General features: G+C 73.3%; 18 protein-coding genes. 8 read left to right on the forward strand and 10 right to left on the reverse strand.

The features are described 5' to 3' along the window. Window positions 1-9 precede the first annotated feature (9 nt). The 5 genes from HUT12_RS05840 to HUT12_RS05860 are packed head-to-tail and all read right to left on the reverse strand — an operon-like array spanning window position 10 to window position 5096. The gene (locus HUT12_RS05840; protein WP_176092726.1) at window positions 10-1320 is read right to left on the reverse strand and encodes a DUF58 domain-containing protein; all 1311 of its coding nucleotides are present in this window, start codon (window positions 1318-1320) and stop codon (window positions 10-12) included. Next, on the reverse strand, window positions 1317-2303 hold the full coding sequence (locus HUT12_RS05845) for a MoxR family ATPase (protein WP_176092727.1): 987 nt from the start codon (window positions 2301-2303) through the stop codon (window positions 1317-1319). The genes HUT12_RS05840 and HUT12_RS05845 overlap by 4 nt, the downstream gene beginning before the upstream one ends. Beyond that, window positions 2300-3679 (reverse strand): DUF4350 domain-containing protein, encoded by a 1380-nt coding sequence (locus HUT12_RS05850; RefSeq protein ID WP_176092728.1) that lies wholly within the window; start codon window positions 3677-3679, stop codon window positions 2300-2302. The genes HUT12_RS05845 and HUT12_RS05850 overlap by 4 nt, the downstream gene beginning before the upstream one ends. Then, window positions 3673-4254 carry a DUF4129 domain-containing protein gene (locus tag HUT12_RS05855; protein ID WP_176092729.1) on the reverse strand — a complete coding sequence of 194 codons (582 nt, stop codon included), beginning with the start codon at window positions 4252-4254 and terminating at the stop codon, window positions 3673-3675. Before HUT12_RS05855 ends, HUT12_RS05850 begins: the two co-directional genes overlap by 7 nt. Beyond that, window positions 4251-5096: a hypothetical protein gene (locus HUT12_RS05860; RefSeq protein WP_131055356.1), complete on the reverse strand. Its 846-nt coding sequence runs from the start codon at window positions 5094-5096 to the stop codon at window positions 4251-4253. Before HUT12_RS05860 ends, HUT12_RS05855 begins: the two co-directional genes overlap by 4 nt. Before the next feature lie 208 nt (window positions 5097-5304). Here HUT12_RS05860 and mtrA point away from each other — a divergent pair, with 208 nt between their 5' ends. From mtrA to raiA, 5 genes are all read left to right on the forward strand, one after another. Continuing rightward, window positions 5305-5994: an MtrAB system response regulator MtrA gene (gene mtrA, locus HUT12_RS05865; protein ID WP_131055354.1), complete on the forward strand. Its 690-nt coding sequence runs from the start codon at window positions 5305-5307 to the stop codon at window positions 5992-5994. Window positions 5995-6006: 12 nt separating this feature from the next. Continuing rightward, window positions 6007-7782, forward strand: a complete 1776-nt coding sequence (gene mtrB, locus HUT12_RS05870; protein ID WP_131055352.1) for an MtrAB system histidine kinase MtrB — start codon at window positions 6007-6009, stop codon at window positions 7780-7782. Continuing rightward, on the forward strand, window positions 7779-9575 hold the full coding sequence (locus tag HUT12_RS05875) for an LpqB family beta-propeller domain-containing protein (RefSeq protein ID WP_176092730.1): 1797 nt from the start codon (window positions 7779-7781) through the stop codon (window positions 9573-9575). Before mtrB ends, HUT12_RS05875 begins: the two co-directional genes overlap by 4 nt. A 10-nt stretch (window positions 9576-9585) precedes the next feature. Further along, window positions 9586-10284, forward strand: coding sequence for a ComF family protein (locus HUT12_RS05880; protein ID WP_176092731.1), 699 nt, complete (start codon window positions 9586-9588; stop codon window positions 10282-10284). Window positions 10285-10534: 250 nt separating this feature from the next. After that, window positions 10535-11164, forward strand: coding sequence for a ribosome-associated translation inhibitor RaiA (gene raiA / locus HUT12_RS05885; protein ID WP_131057878.1), 630 nt, complete (start codon window positions 10535-10537; stop codon window positions 11162-11164). Between the two features lie 66 nt (window positions 11165-11230). On the opposite strand, the gene HUT12_RS05890 is transcribed toward raiA, so the two are convergent. Beyond that, window positions 11231-12340, reverse strand: a complete 1110-nt coding sequence (locus HUT12_RS05890; RefSeq protein ID WP_176092732.1) for a GNAT family N-acetyltransferase — start codon at window positions 12338-12340, stop codon at window positions 11231-11233. Next, entirely contained in the window at window positions 12337-13485 is a 1149-nt protein-coding gene (locus HUT12_RS05895; protein ID WP_176092733.1) for a GNAT family N-acetyltransferase, read from the reverse strand. The genes HUT12_RS05890 and HUT12_RS05895 overlap by 4 nt, the downstream gene beginning before the upstream one ends. A 170-nt stretch (window positions 13486-13655) precedes the next feature. Here HUT12_RS05895 and secA point away from each other — a divergent pair, with 170 nt between their 5' ends. After that, complete coding sequence (secA, locus tag HUT12_RS05900) at window positions 13656-16574, forward strand: preprotein translocase subunit SecA (RefSeq protein ID WP_131056918.1); 2919 nt, start codon at window positions 13656-13658, stop codon at window positions 16572-16574. A gap of 136 nt (window positions 16575-16710) precedes the next feature. On the opposite strand, the gene HUT12_RS05905 is transcribed toward secA, so the two are convergent. Together HUT12_RS05905 and HUT12_RS05910 are read right to left on the reverse strand one after the other, a co-directional pair. Further along, window positions 16711-17373, reverse strand: a complete 663-nt coding sequence (locus HUT12_RS05905) for an Rv3235 family protein (RefSeq protein WP_176092734.1) — start codon at window positions 17371-17373, stop codon at window positions 16711-16713. Window positions 17374-17508: 135 nt separating this feature from the next. Then, window positions 17509-17736 carry a helix-turn-helix domain-containing protein gene (locus HUT12_RS05910; protein WP_131057891.1) on the reverse strand — a complete coding sequence of 76 codons (228 nt, stop codon included), beginning with the start codon at window positions 17734-17736 and terminating at the stop codon, window positions 17509-17511. Window positions 17737-17938: 202 nt separating this feature from the next. Between HUT12_RS05910 and HUT12_RS05915 the strand changes: the two genes are divergently transcribed. Next, window positions 17939-18457 (forward strand): hypothetical protein, encoded by a 519-nt coding sequence (locus HUT12_RS05915; protein WP_176092735.1) that lies wholly within the window; start codon window positions 17939-17941, stop codon window positions 18455-18457. 1 nt (window position 18458) lies between these two features. On the opposite strand, the gene HUT12_RS05920 is transcribed toward HUT12_RS05915, so the two are convergent. Further along, window positions 18459-19505: a hypothetical protein gene (locus HUT12_RS05920; RefSeq protein WP_176092736.1), complete on the reverse strand. Its 1047-nt coding sequence runs from the start codon at window positions 19503-19505 to the stop codon at window positions 18459-18461. A gap of 331 nt (window positions 19506-19836) precedes the next feature. On the opposite strand from HUT12_RS05920, the gene pruA reads away from it, so the two are divergent. Continuing rightward, window positions 19837-21465, forward strand: coding sequence for an L-glutamate gamma-semialdehyde dehydrogenase (pruA, locus tag HUT12_RS05925; protein ID WP_176092737.1), 1629 nt, complete (start codon window positions 19837-19839; stop codon window positions 21463-21465). Window positions 21466-21486: the final 21 nt, after the last annotated feature.

A 21486-nucleotide genomic window follows, 5' to 3' on the forward strand; every position in this document is an offset into this window, starting at 1 on the left:
CCGGGCGGATCAGAGTTGGCCGGTGAACTTGAGCCGCAGGTAGGCGTCGGTCAGCGCGGCGGCGAGCTGTGGCGCGGGAGCGTCGATGACGGTGACGTCGTGGCCGGTCAGGGCGGCCGTGAGTCGGTCACGTTCGGCGAGCGTGCGCCAGGCGGCGGCGGCCGTGTAGGCGTCCTCGACCTGCCGGGGCGGCCCGGTGGTGAGCGTGGCGAGCACCGGGTCCTGGGCTGCTGCCACCACCACCCGGTGCCGGGCGGCCAGCCGGGGCAGCACCGGCAGCAGACCCTCGCCGAGGGCGCCGGGCTCCAGCGCGGTGAGCAGGACTACCAGGCTGCGTGGACGGTGCCGGCGCAGCAGCTCGCCCGCGATCAGACGGAAGTCGGTCTCCACCAGGGCGGGTTGCAGCGGCGCCAGCGCGTGCGCCAGTCGGCTCCACTGCGCCGGTCGTTCGGCGCCGCTGACCGACGCCCGGGGCACGGCGTCGGCGGCGAACACGTCGACCCGGTCACCGGCCCGGGTGGCCAGTGCGGTGAGCAGCAGCGCCGCCTCGATCGAGGTGTCCAGCCGAGGCTCGTCCCCGAGGCGCACCGCCGACGTCCGTCCGGTGTCCAGCACGCAGACCACCCGTCGGTCCCGCTCGGGGCGCCAGGTCCGGACCAGCACCTCGCCCCGGCGGGCGGTGGCCCGCCAGTCGACGGACCGCACGTCGTCGCCGGGCACGTACTCGCGCAGCGTGTCGAACTCGGTGCCCGCGCCGCGTCCCCGGCCGACCTGGCGGCCGTCGATGACCCGCAGCCGGGCCAGCTTCTCGGGCAGGTGCCGCCGCGAGTCGAAGCGGGGCAGCACCCGCAGGGTCCACGGCGGTGTCACCGGTCGACCGCTCCACTGCCGGAACGCCAGCCCGAGCGGCCCGAGCGAGCGGACCGTGAGCGTCACGGCGGGCCGGTCACCCCGGCGGGTCGGGGTCAGCCGGCTGGGCAGCGCCACCACCGTGCCGGGGGCGACCTGCACCACCCGGTTCGACGGCACGTCGGGCCGGGCCCCGGCCGACGGCACCCAGGCGTCGCGGACCTGGGCGCGCAGCGGCCGACCGGAGGGATTGCCCAGGTGCAGGACGACGGTGGCGGTCCCGCCGAGTCGGACGGACCGTTCGCCCTCCCGCGAGGCGGTGAGCGACCGTAGCGGCGCGGCGAGCGCGAGATCCACGACGAGCAGCAGCAGGACCGCACCGACCATCACCGCCACCCCGACGAAGGGAGCCGGCCACAGCGGCAGGGTCAGCGCGCCCACCGCGAGCAGCGCCGCCGCCCGCCAGGTCATCGCGGGGTCGGCACGGTGGCCAGCACCGTGTCCAGTACGGCGTCGACCGCGACACCCTCCAGTTCCGCCTCGGGGCGCAGCCGGAGCCGGTGCCGCAGGGTGGGCCGGGCCATCGCCTTGACGTCGTCGGGCACCACGTGGTCGCGGCCGCTGAGCCAGGCCCACGCCTTGGCGGCGCCGAGCAGACCGGTGGCGCCACGGGGCGAGGCGCCCAGTTCCAGCGCGGGTACGGCCCGGGTGGCCCGGCACAGGTCGACGATGTACCCGAGCAGCGGCTCGGCGACGTGCACCCGGCTCACCGCCGCGCGGGCCGTGGCGAGGTCGGCGGCACCGGCCACCGGGCCCACACCGACGCCGGCCAGGTCGCCCGGGTCGAAGCCGGCGTGGTGGGCGCGGAGCACCCCCAACTCCTCGTCCCGGTTGGGCAGCGGCACGGTCAGCTTGAGCAGGAAACGGTCCAGCTGGGCTTCCGGCAGCGGATAGGTGCCCTCGTACTCCACCGGGTTCTGGGTGGCGACGACGATGAACGGGTCGGGTAGGCCACGGCGCTCGCCCTCGACGGTGACCTGCCGTTCCTCCATCACTTCGAGCAGCGCGGACTGGGTCTTCGGCGGGGTCCGGTTGATCTCGTCGGCGAGCAGCAGGTTGGTGAAGACCGGTCCTTCGCGGAAGGTGAACGCCGCGGTCCGCGAGTCGAAGACCATCGAGCCGGTGACGTCTCCGGGCATCAGGTCCGGGGTGAACTGCACCCGCCGGGCCGTGAGGTCCAACGCGGCGGCCAGCGTACGCACCAGCAGCGTCTTGGCCACCCCCGGTACGCCCTCCAGCAGGACGTGGCCCCGGCAGAGCAGCGCGACGACGAGGCCGGCGACGACGGCGTCCTGCCCGACGACCGCCTTGGCCACCTCGGCGCGCAACCGGTGCAGCGCGGCCCGGGCGGGGTCGGCGGCGAGCGGGTCGGCGGTGGTGGCGGGTCGGGTCACCGGGGGTCTCCTTCGGATCGGGGCTGCGGTACGGGGGGTGACGGTCGAGGCCGGGCCGGATCGGCGTCGTCGGTGCGGGCCGCCCGGTCCAGGCCGGTGGCCAGGTCCAGCAGGTCCTGGTCGGTGGTGGGCGGCGGACCGTGCAGCAGGCGGTCGACGATCTCCCGGGGAGCGCCGGTACGGGCCGACACGGCGGCGGCCACGCCCTCGTGCCCGGTGTCGGCGGGCAGGTGCAGCCGGCGGGCCAACCGGGTCCGGGCGGCGGCCCGCAGCGTCTCGGCGGCGCTCTCGTGAGCCTGCGCCCGCTGATAGAGGCGGGCTCGTCCGCGCACCGTCTCGGCGGCGGGGACGGTCACCGGCAACGGCTCCGGCGTCGGCGGTCCGAGTCGCCGGGCTCGCCAGACACCGACGAGCAGGGCGGCCAGGAGCAGTTGCAGCAGCAGCGCCCAGAACCAGGGCGGGAAGGCGGACCAGAGCGGGTTGGTCGAGTCGTCCTGGCCGGAGCGGCCCGGTCCGGAGGAGTCCCGCCCGGACCGGTCACCGGAGGCGTTCCCCTCGCCGTCGGCGGTGCCCACGTCCGCGTCGCCCTCGGGCCCGCCGTACCCGGAGTCGGTCGGGTCCGGTGGCGGGGAGGCCGGGCCCGGCGGCGGCTCGGGCGGTGGTGGCGCGGGACCGTCCAGGTCGAGCCAGACCACCCGGCCGGTGCCGGCGAGCAGGCCGGTGGCGAAGGCGTGGTTGTCCCACTCGTCGATGCGGCTGTTGCGGAACGGGTCGCTGGCACCCACCACCAGGCTCTCGCTGGGGCCCGGCAACCGGGCCAGGCCGGCGGAGAAGCAGAGCTCGACGGGTTCCACGGCCCCGGTGGGCGCGTACCGCGCCCGGGTGACGGCGGCGGTGCCGACGCCGGCCATCGCGGCCAGCGGGCAGGGCCGCCCGTCGTGGTGCGGGGCGACCGCCCGCGCCGCCCACCGCCGGGCGGCGGGCCGGATCGGCAGCCCGGCGGCGTCCAGCACCCGCCGGGGCGGGTCGACCAGCACCAGGCGGGTGCCGGCGGGCAGCAGGCCGAGGTCGTCGACGGTACGCGGGTGCAGCAGTTCGGGTGCCGGGACGAACAGGGTGGCCGGCGTGCCCCGGGTGGCCCGTAGTGCCTGCACGGTCTCGGTCTCCCGCTGCACCACCACGCCGTTGCGGGCCAGGCTGGCCGCGAGCCGGCTGCCGCCGTCGTCCGCGGTGGACACCGGCGAGAGGAAGCCCGGGTCGGTCTGGTCGGGCTGGTCGAACTCGCGACTGACCAGGGTGACGGTGAACAGCAGCGCGGCGAGGACGACCGGGATCACCACCCGGTGCCGGCGACGGGTGGCCCGGGGCGTCACCACGTGACCTCCGCCGACTCGTCGGTGGCGAGTACGTGGCGCAGCCGGTCGGCGTGCTCGCGCATCCGGTGGTCGTGGTCGACGGTGGCGCCGCGTTGGGCGTACCAGAGTTCGGAGAAGATGTCCGCCGCGGCGGCGAGCGGCGGGCCGACGGGCGGGCGGTTGGCGCCGGCGGCGGTGACGACCTCGCCGACGGTCATGCCCGGCCGGATCCAGACCACGCGCCGGTCGGTGAGGTCGTGGAGCATGGCCCGCAGTCGTTCCCGGACGGCCTCGGCGTAGCGGCCGTCGGCGGAGAGCCGGTCGGCCAGGTCGGAGGCGGCCACCGGCGACACGGCCGAGGGCGGCACGTCGACGACGGCGGGCGCGGGTGCCGCACTCACGGTCTCGACGCGCTCCGGCCGGTTGCGGGTACGGCGACGCAGTCGGGGAATCCGCCGGGGCACCCAGCGCGGGAAGGTGTACCAGCCGGCCGCGACCAGGGCCGTGACCAGCGCCAGCGCCAGTGCGGCCAGCGGCAGCGGGACAAGGTCGCCGAGTGCCGCCGTGGTCTCGGTCCACCATCGGCTCGGGTTCATCCGCGCACCGCCAGGGCTGCCGGTGCCGCGTCGGCCGGTACCCGGGACAGGTGGATGTCCAGCCCCTCGGTGCGGATCCGGGTCTCCAGGTGGAGGACGGCGTCCAGACACGCCAGTGCGGCGTACGCGACGGTGTTGACCGCGGCCCAGAGCAGGGTCGCGGCGACGACCAGGGCGCCCTCACCCTCGATCAGGCCGAGGGAGGAGAGCCCGAGGAACATGCCCCAGCCGAGACCGACCCGGAGGATCCACCAGACCAGGTAGCCGAGGGTCCGCAGGGCGGCGGCGCGACCCTCGATCCGCAGGGCGAGCGAGGCGGAGCGGGTGAGGGCACGCGGTGGCGTGACCCGGTCGAGCACGAGGGCGGGGGCCACCGCGCCGAGCAGGGCCCATCCGACGAACCACGCCGGGCCGAGCAGGGCCAGGAACAGCATCGCGGCGCCCACCAGCAGGGCGAGCAGCAGGGTCGCGCCCCACCGGCCACCGGTCGGGCGTACCAGGTGCCGGGCGGTGCGGCGGTGACCGAGCAGCGCGCCGCCGGCGGCCCGGGCGGCCGGGTTGCCGAGCAGCACGACGATCATCGCCTCGGTCGCCGCGCCGAGCGCGAGCAGCAGCCAGAACCCGCCGAGATTGTTGAGGTTCGGCAGCCACCACAGTGGTGGGCCGACACCGAGGGCGGTACGCAGGGGCAGCAGGAGGAACTGCTCGCCGACGGCGAGTACGGCGGCGAGGGGGAGCAGCGTCGGGGCGTGGTGGCGTAGCAGGAGCACGGCGGAGTCGAGGAGTTCACCGACGGTGAGCGGGCGGCCGGGGAGCACGGCGATGGGGCCTGCTTCGGGCACGCGTACTCCTGGGAGGCGTGGATGGTGGCGCGCGGCGGCGCACCCGGGGATCATGTTGACACGCGCGGTCCGCCCGGGTGCAGGCCCGGCCCGGGGTGGCTCGCGCGAGCGGTGCAACCGGCCGGTGCTGGGCACTGCGTGTACTCCGGCAGTAGCGTGCCGGGTGACGCCGAGTCCACCGAACTGACGGGATGGAAACATTAACCCCATGAGAGCCCGGGTACTGGTGGTCGACGACGATCCTGCGCTCGCCGAGATGCTCGGCATCGTGCTGCGCAGTGAAGGCTTCATGCCGTCCTTCGTGGCGGACGGGGAACGGGCATTGGCCGCGTTCCGCGACAACCGGCCCGATATCGTCCTGCTCGACCTCATGTTGCCCGGAATGAGCGGAATCGACGTGGCGCGGGCCATCCGGGCCGAATCCGGCGTACCGATCGTCATGCTCACCGCCAAGAGCGACACGGTCGACGTCGTGCTCGGCCTGGAGTCCGGGGCGGACGACTACGTGGTGAAGCCGTTCAAGCCCAAGGAGCTTGTCGCCCGGATGCGGGCGCGGCTGCGGCGGGGCGAGGACGCGGCGCCGGAGATGCTCACCATCGGTCCGCCCGGCAACCAGATCTCCATCGACGTGCCGGCGCACACCGTCAGCCGCAACGACGAGGAGGTGAAGCTGACGCCGCTGGAGTTCGACCTGCTGGTCGCGCTCGCCCGCAAGCCGCGCCAGGTCTTCACCCGCGAGGTGCTGCTGGAGCAGGTGTGGGGATACCGGCACGCGGCGGACACCAGGTTGGTGAACGTGCACGTGCAGCGGCTGCGTGCCAAGATCGAACCGGATCCGGAGCGCCCGGAAATCATCCTCACCGTGCGCGGCGTGGGTTACAAGGCGGGTACCGGATAGCCTGGTCGCACTGTGACCAACTCCCCGCTACCGGATCTTGACACGACGTCCCACCGGCGAGGTGCCGCGTGGGAGTTGTGGCGTGGGCTCAGCGGCCGGGCGGCCCGGCTCGTCGCCGGGCTGCACCAGACCTGGCGGCGCTCGTTGCAGGTCCGGGTGGTGACCATCACCCTGGTGGTCTCCAGCCTGCTGGTGGGCGGGTTCGCGTTCCTCATCGCCGACAAGATCACCAACATCCTGCTGGACAACGCCAAGACCGACGTCCAGCTCCGGCTGACGAACGGCGCCGAGTACGCGGCCAAGCAGTTCAGTCTCTACGGTCAGCCGCAGGAGGCCCAGCTCCAGGAGACCATCGACGGCACGGTCAACTACCTGGCCGGCGGTGACCCCCAGCAGAACAGCGGCGTCGTGGTGGCCCTCACCGCGGACAGCTACCCCGGGGTGATCGAGCCCCGCACGTCGCCGTCGGTGAACGTCCGGCCGCTGATCAGCCCCGAGCTGCGGGCCGCGGTCACCGATGGCAACGTGGCCAACCAGATCGTCACCGGGCGGCTCACCAGCGACGACAACACGAAGTACCTGGTCTACGGCACGCCGGTGCCGACCCAGTTCGGCCAGGTGGAGCTCTACTACTTCGTGCCGCTGACGGTGCAGGACGTGACGTCCGGTCAGGCCCGGGCCACCGTGGTCGCCACCGGGGTCGCCCTGGTGCTGCTGCTCGGCGTGCTCGCCGCGCTGGTGACCCGGCTCGTGGTGCTGCCGGTGCGGGTCGCCGCCCGGACCGCCCAGCGGCTCTCCGCCGGCCTGCTCGACCAGCGGATGGCGGTCAACGGCGAGGACGACCTGGCCCTGCTCGCCGCCTCGTTCAACCAGATGGCCACCAACCTGCAACGACAGATCCTGCGGCTGGAGGAGATGTCCCGGCTGCAACGCCGGTTCACCTCGGACGTCTCGCACGAGCTGCGGACGCCGCTGACCACGGTCCGGATGGCCGCCGACCTGATCTTCGCCGAGCGCGACGAGTTCGATCCGGCGGTGGCCCGCAGCGCCGAGCTGCTCCAGGCCGAGCTGGACCGGTTCGAGGAGCTGCTGACCGACCTGCTGGAGATCAGCCGGTTCGACGCCGGTTTCGCGGTGCTCGACTCCGAGCCGACCGACCTGGTGCCGGTGGTGCACCGGGTGGTGGACCGGCTCTCCGGGCTGGCCGAGCGGGTCGGGGTGACGATCGAGTTGGACGTGCCGTCCGCCCCGGTGATCGCCGAGATCGACCCGCGCCGGGTCGAGCGGGTGCTGCGCAACCTGGTCGGCAACGCCGTGGAGCACGGTGAGGGCCGGCCGGTGCGGATCACGCTGGGGATGGACGAGACCGCCGTGGCGCTCACCGTCCGGGACCACGGCGTCGGGCTCAAGCCCGGCGAGGAGAAGCTGGTGTTCAACCGGTTCTGGCGGGCCGACCCGTCGCGGGCCCGGCAGACCGGTGGCACCGGGCTGGGGCTGTCGATCAGCCTGGAGGACGCCCGGCTGCACGGCGGCTGGCTGGAGGCGTGGGGCGCACCCGGGCAGGGTGCCCAGTTCCGGCTCACCCTGCCGGCGCGGGCCGGTGACCGGTTGACCACCTCGCCGCTGCGCCTGGTGCCGGCCGACGCGACGCTGCCGTTCGGCGGTGCCCCCGCCGGAAGCCTGCTGGCCATCGGCCCGGGGCCGGCCGGTGGGCTCACCGTCACACCGGCGGCCGGTGGCGGCGCCACCCCGACCGTGCCCGAGCAGCGCGCGGAGGTGGGGTCGTGAGGCGTCGGGTCACCGGTGCCGTGTTCGGCGTCGTCCTGGCGCTGGCCCTCACCGCGGGTTGCGGCATCCCGGATCACTCCGAGGTGCAGGTCGAGCAGCGTGGGCCGGCGGCCGAGGCGAGCTGGTCGCTGGGACGGGGCAGCGAGCCGCCGACCCGGACGGCCAGCGGGAGCGACGCCGAGGCGTTCGTCCGCAACTTCCTGGCCGCCGCCGCGGGCGAGCCGGACCGGGCGTACGAGCGGGTCAAGCAGTTCATCGCGGCGGCCGACAAGCCCAGCCTGCAGGAGCGGCAGGGCAGCGAGGTGGCGCTGTCGGTGGTCCGCCTGACCGACGATCCGGTGATCGAGCCGGACGTCGATAGCATGAAGGTCACCATCACCGTCCAGCAGGTCGGCCTGCTGCGGGCCAACGGCATGCTGGTGCCACCGTTGGCCACCGAGTCGACCTACGAGTTCCGGCTGATCAGCGCCGGTCCGGCAGGCCAGGACGACGCCGGCTTCTATGTCAGCGACCCGCCCAACGTGCTGCTGCTCAGCGACGAGGCCCTGCGCCGCTACTACCAGGCCCAGTCCATCTACTTCTGGAACTCCGACCGCACCCGGCTCGTGCCCGACCAGCGGTACCTCTCCTCGGTGGTGCCCGCCGAACGCCGGGTCAGCGAGGTGGTCCGCTGGTTGACCGCAGGGCCTTCGGAGTGGCTGCGGGCCGGCGCCTCCGGCCTGCCCGACCGCACCGAGATGATCAACAATGCCACCGGCGCGGACGGCCGGTGGGAGGTCAACCTGGACATGCCCGGTGCCGACGAGGGGCGTCTGGAGCAGCTCGCCACCCAACTGGCCTGGTCCCTGCCGGAGCTGGACGGCACCGTCGAGATCAAGATCCTGAACCAGTCCCGCAAGGTCGTCGACCTGGGTGGACAGCGGTCGTCGAACCCGCTCTACACGCTCGACGGCACCGCCCGGTACTGCGTCTACGACGGAGCGATCCACGGGCTGGCCGTCACCAGCGAGTCGAACCGGCCGGTCCCGGTGGCCGCCGAGTCGAACCGCGACATCGTCTCCGCCGGGCTGCGGCGGGCCGGCCCCGACGTGCTGGCCGCCCTGGTGGTGACCGGCGCGGACGGCCGACAGCGACTCAGCGTCGGGCGGGGCCGGGACGTGGTAGAGAACTTCGTGACCGAACCGGCCCGTGGCCACGCCGCGATCAGCCGTCCGGTGTGGCTCCGCAGCGACCACGGCCGCCCGTACGGGCTGGTGGTCGCCGACAACCGGCTGTACCGCTTCGACGACCAGGCGGCGCTGCGGCCGGTGCAACTGGGCCTGCCGGGTCAGGTCGGCGGGGTCGCGGCGGCGCTGGACGGGCACCGGGTCGCCCTGATCGTCGACGGTGCGCTGCACGTGGCGGCGATCAGCTGGGAGGGCGGCGTGCCCACGGTCGGCCCGACGCGGCGTCTGGTCACCTCGTTGACCCGGCCGACGGCGGTCGACTGGGGCGCGGAGAACCGGCTGCTGGTGGCCGGTTCGGCGGGGCGACCGGCGATCTACGAGGTCAGCGTGGACGGCGCCCTGGAGACCCCGCTGCGGGAGGACGCCGGAGCCGAGGTGAGTCACGTGGCCGCGTACCCGACGATGCCGCTCTCCCCGTACGCGGGCTCGTTCATGTACGAGGCCAACGGCGTCGCGTACCGCAGCAACCCGTTCGAGCGGATCGTGCGGGACCAGGTCCAGGACGTCACCCCGCCGCCCGCCGGGGTGCGCCCGGGCAACCCCACCGCTCCCTTCTTCCTCTACTAGGGTCTCACCCGTGCTGGCCGGGCTCTGGGCGGACCTGACCGATCTGGTGCTGCCCGCCGACTGCGCCGGATGTCGGGAACGCCGGTCGGGACTGCGGCACGGCGTGTGTCCCGACTGCGTCGCCACGCTCGGCGCGCTGCGTCCCGGGCCGGTGCGGCCGGTCCCCGCCCCACCCGGACTGCCGCCCTGTCACGCCCTGGGCCCGTACGGCGGGCCGCTGCGGGAGATCCTGCTGGCGTACAAGGACCACGGCCGCCACGGCCTGGCCCGCCCGCTCGGCGCCCTGCTCGCCGAGGTCGTGGCCGCGGCGGTCGGCCCGGTCGGCCCGGTGCTGCTGGTGCCGGTGCCGGACACCCCGGCGGCGGCCCGGGCCCGGTACGGCGACCACCTCGGCCGGTTGACCCGCCACTGTGCCCACCGGCTCCGCGCGGCGGGCTGGCCGGTGCGGGTCGGTCGGGCGCTGCGCGCCATGCCGCGTCCGGACTCGGTCACGCTGGACAGCGCCGGTCGGGCCGAGGCCGCGGCGGCGGCGTTCCGGATGCGCCCCGGCCTCGGGGCGGTGCCGGACGGGACGCGGGTGGTGCTGCTCGACGACATCGTCACCACCGGGGCCACCCTGGCGGCGATCAGCCGGGTGCTGACCGCGCACGGATGGTCGCCCTCGGTGGCGACAGTGCTCGCGGCGACCGCGCGAAGGCGCCAACCGTAACCGATTGTGTTTCCGTTTCACCCCTTCGTGTATGAGCTGTGGAAATCACCCGGTGGTCTTGGCGACGGGGGGTGACGGCCGGGCGAACAGGAGTTAGCGTTTGCCTGTCGGGGGTAGGAAGGCGATTCCACCCACCCCCGGCGGTGAGAGGAGGCGTAGCCGTATTGACCGGTCGACGCCGACTGGGGTCGTCCCCGCCACGCGCGACCGGGTTTCTCGGATCGAAGACCATCCGATCGAGGGAGGTCACGTGGACATCGTGGTCAAGGGCCGTAACGTCGAAGTGCCGGATCACTACCGGGTACATGTCGCAGACAAACTCGCGAAGATCGAACGCTACGACCACAAACTTATTCGTGTCGATGTGGAGCTGTTCCACGAGCGCAATCCGCGCCAGGCCGATCACTGCCAGCGGGTGGAGATCACCTGCTACTCCCGGGGCCCGGTAATCCGGGCGGAGGCCTGCACCGACGACTTCTACAGTGCGCTCGACGCGGCCATCGCCAAGCTCGACGCCCGGCTGCGTCGTGCGGCCGACCGGCGTCGCGTACACCGTGGGCGGCACACACCGATCTCGGTCGCCGCCGCCACCGCCGGCCTGCCGGTGACCGACCTGCCCGCGCTCGCCGCGCCTGCGGAGTCCGGCACCGCCACCGCCGTGGCCGAGCGGCCGGAGGAGGAACACGAGGCGGAACAGCCCTGGCACATCGCCCGGGAGAAGGTCCACCCCGCCGAGCCGATGACCGTCGACGACGCCCTCTTCCAGATGGAACTGGTCGGCCACGACTTCTACCTGTTCCAGGACAAGGAGTCCGGCCGGCCGAGTGTGGTCTACCGACGGCACGCCTACGACTACGGCATCATCTCGCTGGACATCTGAGCGGCCCGCCGCCCCCGGATCGGGAGCGCCCGATCCGGGGGCGGCGCGACCGGCCCTCCCGAGCGGTCAGTCCGCCGGGTCGGTGCGGAGCAGCCCGTACACCGTGGAGTCGGCCCGGGTGCCCTCCGAGGCGGGCAGCCGCCCGCGCAGCAGCCCCTCGCGCCGGAAGCCGGCCTTCTGCAGGACCCGCTGCGAGGCGAGGTTCTCCGAAAGCGTGCCCGCCCAGAGCCGGGCCAGCCCGACGCGGTCGAACCCCCACCGGGTGAGCAGCCGGACGGCCCGGGTGGCGTACCCGCGCCCGTACCACTCCGGCAGCAGGCTGTAACCGATCATGGCCTGGCTCGCGGGTGCCTCGTGGATCAGCGAGCAGCCGCCGACGAACGCGTCGCTGGCGGCGTCCCGCAGGACCACGGCGGCGGACCGGCCGACCAGCCACTGACTCTGTGCCCCGGCGCACCGGCGGTCGACGTCGTCCCGCGTGGGCCGCTCGGGCGGCACCATGCTGGCCACCACCTCCGGCGCGGAGTGCAGACGGAACATGTCGTCCGCGTCGTCGGGACCGAGCGGGCGCAGCACGACCACCCCGTCGGTGAGCCGGCCGTCGGGCAGGTCCGGCAGCGGACGCGGGGACGGTCCGGGCGGGTCGTCGGCGAGGCGTACCCAGACGGTCAGGTCCCGGCGGCCACCGCCGCGCACCGGACCGCCGCTGCGGCGTACCCCCTCGGGTTGGAAGCCGGCGGCCAGCGCGACCCGCTGGCTGGCCGTGTTCTCGACGTGGGTGACCAGCTCCAGCCGGGCGGTTCCGGTGGCGAAGGCCCGTTGCGCCAGGGCCCGGGTGGCGGCGGTGGCGACACCCCGGCCGCGCGCCCACGGCGCCACCCAGTAGCCGATCTCGGCCTGGGCGCGCTGCGGCACCGCATGACTCAGCCCGACCGTGCCGAGCAGCCGGTCGTCGCCGGGGTCCGCGACGGCGTACGCGGCGCCTCCGGCGGCGAAGGCGGCCGGGGCGCCCTCGGCCACCCACCAGCGGCCGTCGGCCTCGGTGTACGGACGGGGCAGCCCGTCGAGGTAGCGCTGGACCAGCGGGTCGGCGCACCCCGCGACGATGTCGGGGACGTCGTCCGGTCGGAACGGGCGCAGCCGGACGTCCGCCGTCTCGATGCTTGCCGGCGTCATGCCAGGTCCTCCGCGATCAGGCCGCCGACCCAGGCGTCGACCCGGGTGCCGCGATGGGCGAGGGCCCGCCGGGCGGTGCCCTCGACGGCGAAACCGACCTTCTCGGCGACCCGTCGCGAGGCGACGTTGCCGACGGTGGCCCGCCACTCCACGCGGGCCAGGCCGAGCACGGCGAAGCCCCAGGCGCAGAGCGCGGCCAGCGCCGCGGTCTGGTGACCCCGGCCACGGGCGTGCGGCGCGGTCATGAAGCCGACGTCGGCCAGCAGCGGATCGGTGGGGGAGAGCCGCAGGTCGATCGTGCCGACGTAGCGGTCCTGCCGGTCGGCGATCGCGTAGCCGGCGGCGGTGCCCCCGGCCCACGCCTGACGGCAGTACTCCAGGAACGACTCGGCGTCCCGCCGCCGGTAGTCCGTCGGGAGACTGGTCCAGCGCCGGGTCTCCGGATCGCGGCAGGTGGCCTCGATCGCGTCGAGGTCGTCCTCCTCCATGGCCCGCAGCCGCAGCTCGTGGTCGCCGCTGGTGGCGAAGAGGACGGGCGGTGGCCGGCCGAAGACCGCCGCCCGTCGGGCCGGCAGGGTGCCCGGCCCGGCCGGACCCACCTCACCCGGCGCCGGGATCTCGTCGGGCGAGAGCGAGCCGATCCAGCCCTCCGGTCGGCCCCCGGGTGCCGGATCGGCCAGCCGCAGCCGACCGTCGATGCGGAAACCGGCCCGTAGCGCGACCAACCGGGAGGCGTGGTTGCCCAGTTCCGCCTGCCAGATCAGGCGGCGCAGGGGCACCGCGTCGAAGGCCCAGCGGGCCACCGCCCGGGTGGCACGTACCGCCACGCCGCGTCGGCGGGCCCAGGGGGCGGTCCAGTAGCCGACCTCGCCCGTACCACGGTCGATCGAGACGAGCCCGCAGGAGCCGAGCAGTGTGCCGGTGATGGCGTCGCAGACCGCGAAGGGTGCTCCGGTGCCGGCCGTCCAGGCCGCCGGGGCGATCTCGGCGACGAACCGCTGGGCGTCCACCGGTCGGTACGGGCGGGGTACGGTGGTCCAGCGCTGAATGTCCGGATCCTGGCAGGCGCGGTGGACGTCGGCGGCGTCCTCGGGTTGCCACGGGCGCAGCAGTACTCCGTCCTCGGCGATCTCCACGGGCTCCATCCGAGACATCGTGCCGGATCGTTCGCCCACGGCGTAACCGGATGACCGAGGGTCGGGCGGTCCGTCGGTGCGTTATGTCGGTTTCACGGCGGCCGACCACCGCCACCAGTGACCATCGGCCCGTGGGAACGCCTACGATGGTTCGAGACTGTCTAGGGGAGCGTTGATCCGTGTCGATTCTGGAAAAGGTCCTCCGCGCGGGCGAGGGGCGCATGGTGCGTCGCCTCAAGGCGATCGCCGCCGCCGTCAACTCGATCGAGGACGACTACGTCAACCTCACCGACGAAGAGCTGAGCGGCATGACCGAGCAGTTCAGGGAGCGCCTCGCGGAGGGGCAGACCCTGGACGACCTGCTGCCCGAGGCCTTCGCGGTCTGCCGGGAGGCGGCGGCGCGCGTGCTCGGCCAGCGGCCGTACGACGTGCAGGTGATGGGTGGTGCCGCGCTGCACTTCGGCAACATCGCCGAGATGAAGACCGGTGAGGGCAAGACCCTGACCTCGGTGATGCCGGTCTATCTCAACGCGCTGTCCGGCGAGGGCGTGCACGTGGTCACGGTGAACGACTACCTGGCCCAGCGTGACGCCGCCTGGATGGGCCGGGTGCACGAGTTCCTCGGCCTCAGCGTCGGCGTGGTGCTGCCGAACCGTCCGGCCGCCGAGCACCGTGCGGCCTACGAGTGCGACATCACCTACGGCACGAACAACGAGTTCGGCTTCGACTACCTGCGCGACAACATGGCGTGGTCGAGGGACGAGCTGGTCCAGCGCGGCCACAACTTCGCCGTGGTCGACGAGGTCGACTCGATCCTCATCGACGAGGCCCGGACCCCGCTGATCATCTCCGGCCCGGCCGAGCACTCCGCCCGCTGGTACGGCGAGTTCGCCGCCGTGGTGGCCCGCCTGCAGGCCGGCAAGGACGGCGAGGGCGACTACGAGGTCGACTTCTCCAAGCGCACCATCGCGGTCACCGAGCGCGGTGTGGCCAAGGTCGAAGACCGGCTCGGCATCGACAACCTCTACGAGTCGGTGAACACCCCGCTGGTCGGCTACCTGAACAACGCCATCAAGGCAAAGGAGCTCTACAAGCGCGACAAGGACTACATCGTCAGCGACGGCGAGGTCCTGATCGTCGACGAGTTCACCGGCCGCATCCTGCACGGTCGTCGTTACAACGAGGGCATGCACCAGGCGATCGAGGCCAAGGAGGGGGTGGAGATCAAGCAGGAGAACCAGACCCTGGCCACCATCACCCTCCAGAACTACTTCCGCCTCTACGACAAGCTCTCCGGCATGACCGGTACGGCCCAGACCGAGGCGGGCGAGTTCAACAAGGTCTACAAGGTCGGCGTGGTGACCATCCCGACGCACCGGCCGATGGTCCGGGACGACCGCGCGGACGTCATCTACAAGACCGAGCAGGCCAAGTTCAACGCGGTCATCGAGGACATCGCGGAGCGGCACCAGGCCGGTCAGCCGGTGCTGGTCGGCACCGTCTCGGTGGAGAACTCCGAGATCCTGTCCCAGCTGCTGCGCCGCCGGGGCATTCCGCACTCGGTGCTGAACGCGAAGTTCCACGCCCGCGAGGCGGAGATCGTCGCCCAGGCCGGTCGCAAGGGCGCGGTCACGGTCGCCACCAACATGGCCGGTCGAGGCACCGACATCCTGCTCGGCGGCAACCCCGAGTTCCTCGCCGCGAGCGAGCTGCGTCAGCGCGGCCTCGACCCGCAGGAGAACGCCGAGGAGTACGACAAGGCGCTCGAAGAGGTCATGCCGAAGTGGAAGCAGGCCTGTGACGCCGAGGCCGAGGAGGTCGCCACGGCCGGCGGGCTCTACGTGCTCGGCACCGAGCGACACGAGTCCCGGCGGATCGACAACCAGTTGCGTGGTCGCTCCGGCCGGCAGGGCGACCCGGGTGAGTCGCGGTTCTACCTGTCCCTCCAGGACGACCTGATGAAGCGGTTCCGCTCCGGTGCGGTCGAGGCGGTGATGGAGCGCTTCAACATCCCGGAGGACGTGCCCATCGAGTCGAAGATGGTCACCCGCCAGATCAAGGGCGCGCAGGCGCAGATCGAGGGCCAGAACGCCGAGATCCGTAAGAACGTCCTCAAGTACGACGAGGTCATGAACAAGCAGCGCCAGGTGATCTACGCCGAGCGGCTGCGCGTGCTCAACGGTGAGGACCTCTCCGACCAGGTCCGCAACATGATCAACAACGTGGTCGAGGAGTACGTGCGGGGGGCCACCTCCGACGGGTACGCCGAGGACTGGGACCTGGAGCAGCTCTGGACCAACCTCAAGCAGCTCTACCCGGTCGGCATCACCATCGAGGACGTCGAGGAGGAGGCCGGCGGCTCGCGCGCCAGCATCGACGCCGACTTCCTGGTCGCGCAGTTCAAGGACGACGCGAACGCCGCCTACGACCGGCGTGAGGAGCAGCTCGGCGCCGAGGGCACCCGGCAGCTCGAACGGATGGTGCTGCTCCAGGTCATCGACCGCAAGTGGCGTGAGCACCTCTACGAGATGGACTACCTCCAGGAGGGCATCTCGCTGCGCGCCTACGCCCAGCGCGACCCGGTGGTGGAGTACCAGCGCGAGGGCTTCGCGATGTTCACCACCATGATGGAAGGCATCAAGGAGGAGACGGTCGGCTTCCTCTACAACCTGGACGTCCAGGTCAACGAGCCGGAGCCGGAGGCCGAGGAGGTCCAGCTGCTGGACAAGCCGGTGGAGGTGCGGGCCAAGGGCCTGGGTCGGGCACCGCAGCAGCAGGGCCTGCAGTATTCCGCGCCGACCATCGACGGGGAAGCCGGGTCCGGTGCGGTCGCCGTGCAACGCGACGACCAGCGTGCCCCCGCCCTCGGCATCGGTGGCTCGGAACCGGCGGCACCGGGTCGGACGGCTCCCTCGGCACCACAGCGCGTGTCCACCGGTCGCGGCGCGGGCGTGGCCGGCAGCACGGCCCGCCAGTCGGCGCCCACCGGGCAGGTGAGTGCCAGCAACGGGCCGTCCCGTAACGCGCCGTGCCCCTGCGGCTCGGGTCGCAAGTACAAGCGCTGCCACGGCGCCCCCGGTGGCGGCTCGGCGGACTGACGCCGCACCCGGCGGGCCTACCGGCCCCGCCGCGACGGGTTCTCGACGGAGCCGTGGTCCTGGTGACCACGGCTCCGTCGCGTCCGCGCCGGGGACCCTGCGCGCCGGGGACGGCCTCGGGCGGCCCCGGGGGCGCTCAGAGGACGCGGAGGTCGGTGCAGAGCCAGGTGCCGCGTCGGTGTTCCAGGCGGAGCGCCATCGCCCAGGTGCGGCCGGCGGCCCCGGTGAGCACCACGGCGACCTCGATGGCGGCCGGACGCGGCTCGCAGACACGCAGTCGACGCAGCCGGAGACCGGGGCGGGTGGACCGGCGGCGGGGCGTGGCCGGGGCGCCTCGGGCGGCGGCCCTGGCCAACTCGGGCAGCAGGTGGGCGGTGCGGGCCGGGTCGAGGTGGCGCCGCAACTGCACCGGCGGCCGGAAGCCGTTGAACACCTCCAGGCAGGTCGCCACGAAACGGTGCGCCACCCGGGTGGCCGCCGGAGTGGCCGTGACCAGGGCGTCGGGCGGCAGTCGTCGGGACCGGTCAGCCCCCGGCCCGGACGGTGCCGGGCGGGTGTGCGGCCCGGCTTCGTCGACCAGGGGAATCGCGCCGAGGACCGGACGTCGGGTGGGCGGCCGGTCGGGCTCACGCCGGACGGGCCACGGCCCGGCCCCGGCGAAGAGGTCGAGGGCGAGCTGGCCGTGCACCGGGACGGGCCAGCCGGTGGCGTCCTCGTCCAGGAACGGCGGGTCGAACGCGGGGGCGGGTCGCAGCCGCACGGGAGGGCGGGGCGGCCCGGGTCGCCGGAGGTCGGTCATCGCACTGCGCCTCGCCTCGGGATGTCAGCGGTGGATGTCAGCGGTCGTTGGTTGCGTTTGCCTTCGTTTGCCTTCGACAGCTTCCATCTTCGGCCATGGATCAGGGTCGGTCAATGGCGCGGCGGGATCGGGTGGCTACTCCGGGTCGCGATCGGCGAGCGGATTGCCTCGGACCCACTCGGCGGTCTCCGCGTACTTGTGCTGGATGTACTCCTCCAGCCGGGCACGCTCCACCCGCCACTGGCCCCGACCGCCGATCTTGATCGCGGGTAGCTCGCCGCTGCGTACCATGTGGTAGACCTGCGAGTCCGACACGTTCAGCTCGGTGGCCACGTCGGACAGGAGCAGGAACCTCGGCTCCACGGAGACTCCCCGGGTTGGCGTCGTTTGCCTCAGTTTGCCATTGTCTACCTGGTCCAGCCCAGCCACTGCGCCGCGCGTCGGCCGACGACCCGGACACGCCCGACCGGCGCGGAACTTCCACCAGAGCGGGTACGGGTGTATGACGGTCTGGGCGTACGGCGAGACCGGCGGAGGCCGGTTCACGAGAGCGGGGAGACCACCGGTGACCGACGAGCTAGTGCGGGTCTACGTGCCGGCGACCGTACCGATGCTGGCCAGGCTCTCCGAGGACGGCCTCGGGGCGGCGCAGGCGCATGCGGTGACGCCGATGTTGCGCGAGTGGTACGCCGAGGGCGACGAGGAGGAGTTGGAGTACGTCGCCTTCACCCGGGCCGCCCAGGACGCCCTGCAACTGATCCGGCACGACCCCGCCGCTCCGCGTCGCCGGGTCGTGGTCTCGGTGGATCTGCCCGCGCGGGCGGTCGGGCGGGGCGACGGCGAGCTCGGGTCGAGCGTGGTCGAGCTGGGTGGCGCGGTGCCGGCCGCCGCGGTGGCGGCCATCCACGTGGACGGCGCGGACGCCGCCACGGACGTGGCCGCCGCCGCGCAGGTGGTGGCGGAGGCGTTGGCCGGCGACCCGGACGCGCAGTTCACCGTCGACAGCGCCGAGGACCACGAACTTGAGTGGTACGACCCGAGCGAGTTGGAAGTGCTCTTGCGCGCGGCCTCCGAGAAGAGCTGAGTCAGCGGGGATCTCGGCGACCGGCGGTGCTCGCACCATCGGCGGCGGTGGCCTCGGTGCCGCTCTCCGGCTCGTCGTCGGGGGCCGGGCCGAGCGTGCGGCCGAACGCGACCAGCGCGGTCAGCGCGCCGACGAACAGCACCCAGATGCCGTTGTCCACCCGGGAGGTGCCCAGCGAGGTCTGCGCCACCGCGTCCGCCTCGCTGAGCGCGGCGGCCAGGTCGATCAGCGAGCGGCCGCCGATGCGGATGATCACCTCGGCGAGCAGTAGCAGAAGCCCCGGACCGGCCCCGGCGACGAGGTACGCCGGCCAGCGCGGCCCGGTGACCGCCCGGTCGAGCCGAGTGGCCCGCCGCCGGGCCCAGGCGAGATAGCCGAAGGCCAGGGCGCCGGCGATCAGCCCGGCCAGCAGCGATTCCGTACGGGACACCCAGGCGGCGGCGTCGATCAGCGACTGCTGGCTGTCGCCCGCGCCGAAGAGGTTGAACAGCGGGTCCCGGGCCGGGCTGAAGGCCACCACGAACAGCAGCGTGCCCAGCGTGGCGGAGGCCACCGCGCCGACGACGGCACCGTTGCGCGCACCCGCCAGCGCGCCGCCGATGACCGCTGCGGCGGCCGTGGTGCTCGCGATCGTGCGGGTGGTGCTGTTGCCGACGTAGGTCAGGTCGATCACGAGAGCGGCGGCGAGCCCGACCAGCAGGCCGGCGCCGACCGCCACCGCGAACCGCAGGGTCGCCCGGTCCCGGTGGCGGGTCACCGGCTCGCCGGCCGCCAGCCCGACCGCGGCACCGGCGACCAGGGCGGCCGAGATCACCCCGGGCAGCGCGAACGCCGACAGGCTGACCGCGGTGACCCCGGCGGTGGCCGAACTGATCGCCTCCCGGGTGGACCAGAGCATCGCGGCCAGCCAGCCCATCGCCAGCAGCGCCAGCACCGGGGCACCCGGCGCGCGCAGCGGCCGTCCGGCGGGAGTGCCGGTGGCCGCCGGGTCGCCGGTCTCGGCCCGATCGGGCTGCGCAGCGGTCGAACCGCCGGGCTGGTCGCTCATCGTCTTCCCTTCACCGCCGGGCCCGACGACCTGGCCCGGGTACGTCACCGGCAACCCAGCGTACGCGTCCCGCCCGATGACCGGCCCGAAGCCCGAGCGCCGCCCACGCCGCCTGTCTTTCTTCGGCCGTACGCCCCATTGGGGCACGAATCCATGCCGGAGAAGGAGAAGTGCCTCCTGATCGACGGTCGTCGGGCGGTCGGGGTGTGATCGACAGAGGCTGGACGTGGGAGTATTGGCCCAGGTCCCGCCACCGTGGGACGGTTTCGTCACCGCGTCCCGCCATCGCGGGACGGGTTCGCCATCGCCGTCGAGATCGCCAGGAGCCCTGATGGACGCCGTGTTCTCCGTACCCGAGCCACACAACGAGCCGGTACGCGCCTACGAGCCGGGCAGCACCGACCGGGAACGGCTCCAACGGCGGCTGACCGAACTCGCCGCCGAGCGTATCGACCTGCCGATGACCATCGCCGGCACCCAGCGGATGGCCGGCGGCGACCCGATCGACGTGGTCCAGCCGCACCGGCACGCGCACGTGCTCGGGGTGACCGGGCACGCCACCCGGGACGACGCGCGGGCCGCCGTCGCGGCGGCCAAGGAGGCCGCCCCCGGCTGGCGGGCCCTGCCCTTCGAGGAGCGCGCGGCGATCTTCCTGCGCGCCGCCGAACTGCTCGCCGGTCCGTGGCGCGACACCCTCAACGCGGCCACCATGCTCGGCCAGTCGAAGACCGCCGTGCAGGCCGAGATCGACGCCGCCTGCGAGTTCATCGACTTCCTGCGGTTCAACGTGCACTTCGCCCGCAAGCTCCTCGCCGAGCAGCCGATGTCCTCGCCCGGGGTGTGGAACCGGTTCGACCACCGGCCGCTGGAGGGCTTCGTCTACGCGGTCACCCCGTTCAACTTCACCGCGATCGCCGGCAACCTGCCCTCGGCACCGGCCCTGCTCGGCAACACCGTGGTCTGGAAGCCAGGCCCGACGCAGCAGTTCGCGGCGCACTTCACCATGCGGCTGTTCGAGGCGGCCGGGCTACCGCCCGGCGTGATCAACATGGTCACCGGTCGGGGCGAGGAGGTCTCCGACGTGGTGCTGGCCGACCCCGACCTGGCCGGCATCCACTTCACCGGCTCCACGAAGGTGTTCCAGCACCTGTGGCGCACGGTCGGGGAGAACATCGCCGGCTACCGTGGCTACCCGAGGCTGGTCGGCGAGACCGGCGGCAAGGACTTCGTCGTGGCGCACCCCAGCGCCGACGTCGACGCCCTGCACACCGCGCTGATCCGGGGCGCCTTCGAGTACCAGGGCCAGAAGTGCTCGGCCGCCTCCCGGGCGTACGTGCCGCGGTCGATCTGGGACGGCGGCCTGCGCGACCGGCTGGCCGCGACCGCGGACGGGCTCGCCTACGGCGACGTCACCGACTTCCGCAACTTCGGCGGCGCGGTCATCGACGACAAGGCGTTCGCCCGGCACACCGCCGCGCTGGACCTGATCTCCGGCGACGACAGTTGTCGGGTCATCGCGGGCGGCACCGCCGACGACTCGGTCGGCTGGTTCGTCCGCCCGACGATCTTCGAGTGCGGCGATCCCGCCCACGAGACCTTCACCACCGAGTACTTCGGCCCGATCCTCGGCGTGCACGTCTTCGACGACACCCGCTTCGACGACGTGGTCACCCAGGCCGAGTCGATCGCCCCGTACGCCCTGACCGGGTCGATCTTCGCCACCGACCGCCGGGTGGTCGAGGCGGTGGCCGAGCGGATGCGGTACGCGGCCGGCAACTTCTATGTCAACGACAAGCCGACCGGCGCGGTGGTCGGGCAGCAGCCCTTCGGCGGCGCCCGGGCCAGCGGCACCAACGACAAGGCCGGCTCCTGGCACAACCTGGTCCGCTGGACGTCGCCCCGGACGATCAAGGAGACCTTCGTGCCGCCCACCGACCACACCTACCCCCACATGGGCTGAGAGGTAGCGCGACGTAACCGG

Source organism: Verrucosispora sp. NA02020 (assembly GCF_013364215.1).
Lineage (GTDB): Bacteria > Actinomycetota > Actinomycetes > Mycobacteriales > Micromonosporaceae > Micromonospora.

Excerpts from the sequence above, each read along its gene's own strand:
- HUT12_RS05905 (WP_176092734.1), bottom strand. The coding sequence starts at position 17,373 with ATGACCGACCTCCGGCGACCCGGGCCGCCCCGCCCTCCCGTGCGGCTG.
- HUT12_RS05840 (WP_176092726.1), bottom strand. The coding sequence starts at position 1,320 with ATGACCTGGCGGGCGGCGGCGCTGCTCGCGGTGGGCGCGCTGACCCTG.
- pruA (WP_176092737.1), top strand. The coding sequence starts at position 19,837 with ATGGACGCCGTGTTCTCCGTACCCGAGCCACACAACGAGCCGGTACGC.
- HUT12_RS05895 (WP_176092733.1), bottom strand. The coding sequence starts at position 13,485 with ATGGAGCCCGTGGAGATCGCCGAGGACGGAGTACTGCTGCGCCCGTGG.
- HUT12_RS05920 (WP_176092736.1), bottom strand. The coding sequence starts at position 19,505 with ATGAGCGACCAGCCCGGCGGTTCGACCGCTGCGCAGCCCGATCGGGCC.
- HUT12_RS05890 (WP_176092732.1), bottom strand. The coding sequence starts at position 12,340 with ATGACGCCGGCAAGCATCGAGACGGCGGACGTCCGGCTGCGCCCGTTC.
- mtrA (WP_131055354.1), top strand. The coding sequence starts at position 5,305 with ATGAGAGCCCGGGTACTGGTGGTCGACGACGATCCTGCGCTCGCCGAG.
- HUT12_RS05855 (WP_176092729.1), bottom strand. The coding sequence starts at position 4,254 with ATGAACCCGAGCCGATGGTGGACCGAGACCACGGCGGCACTCGGCGAC.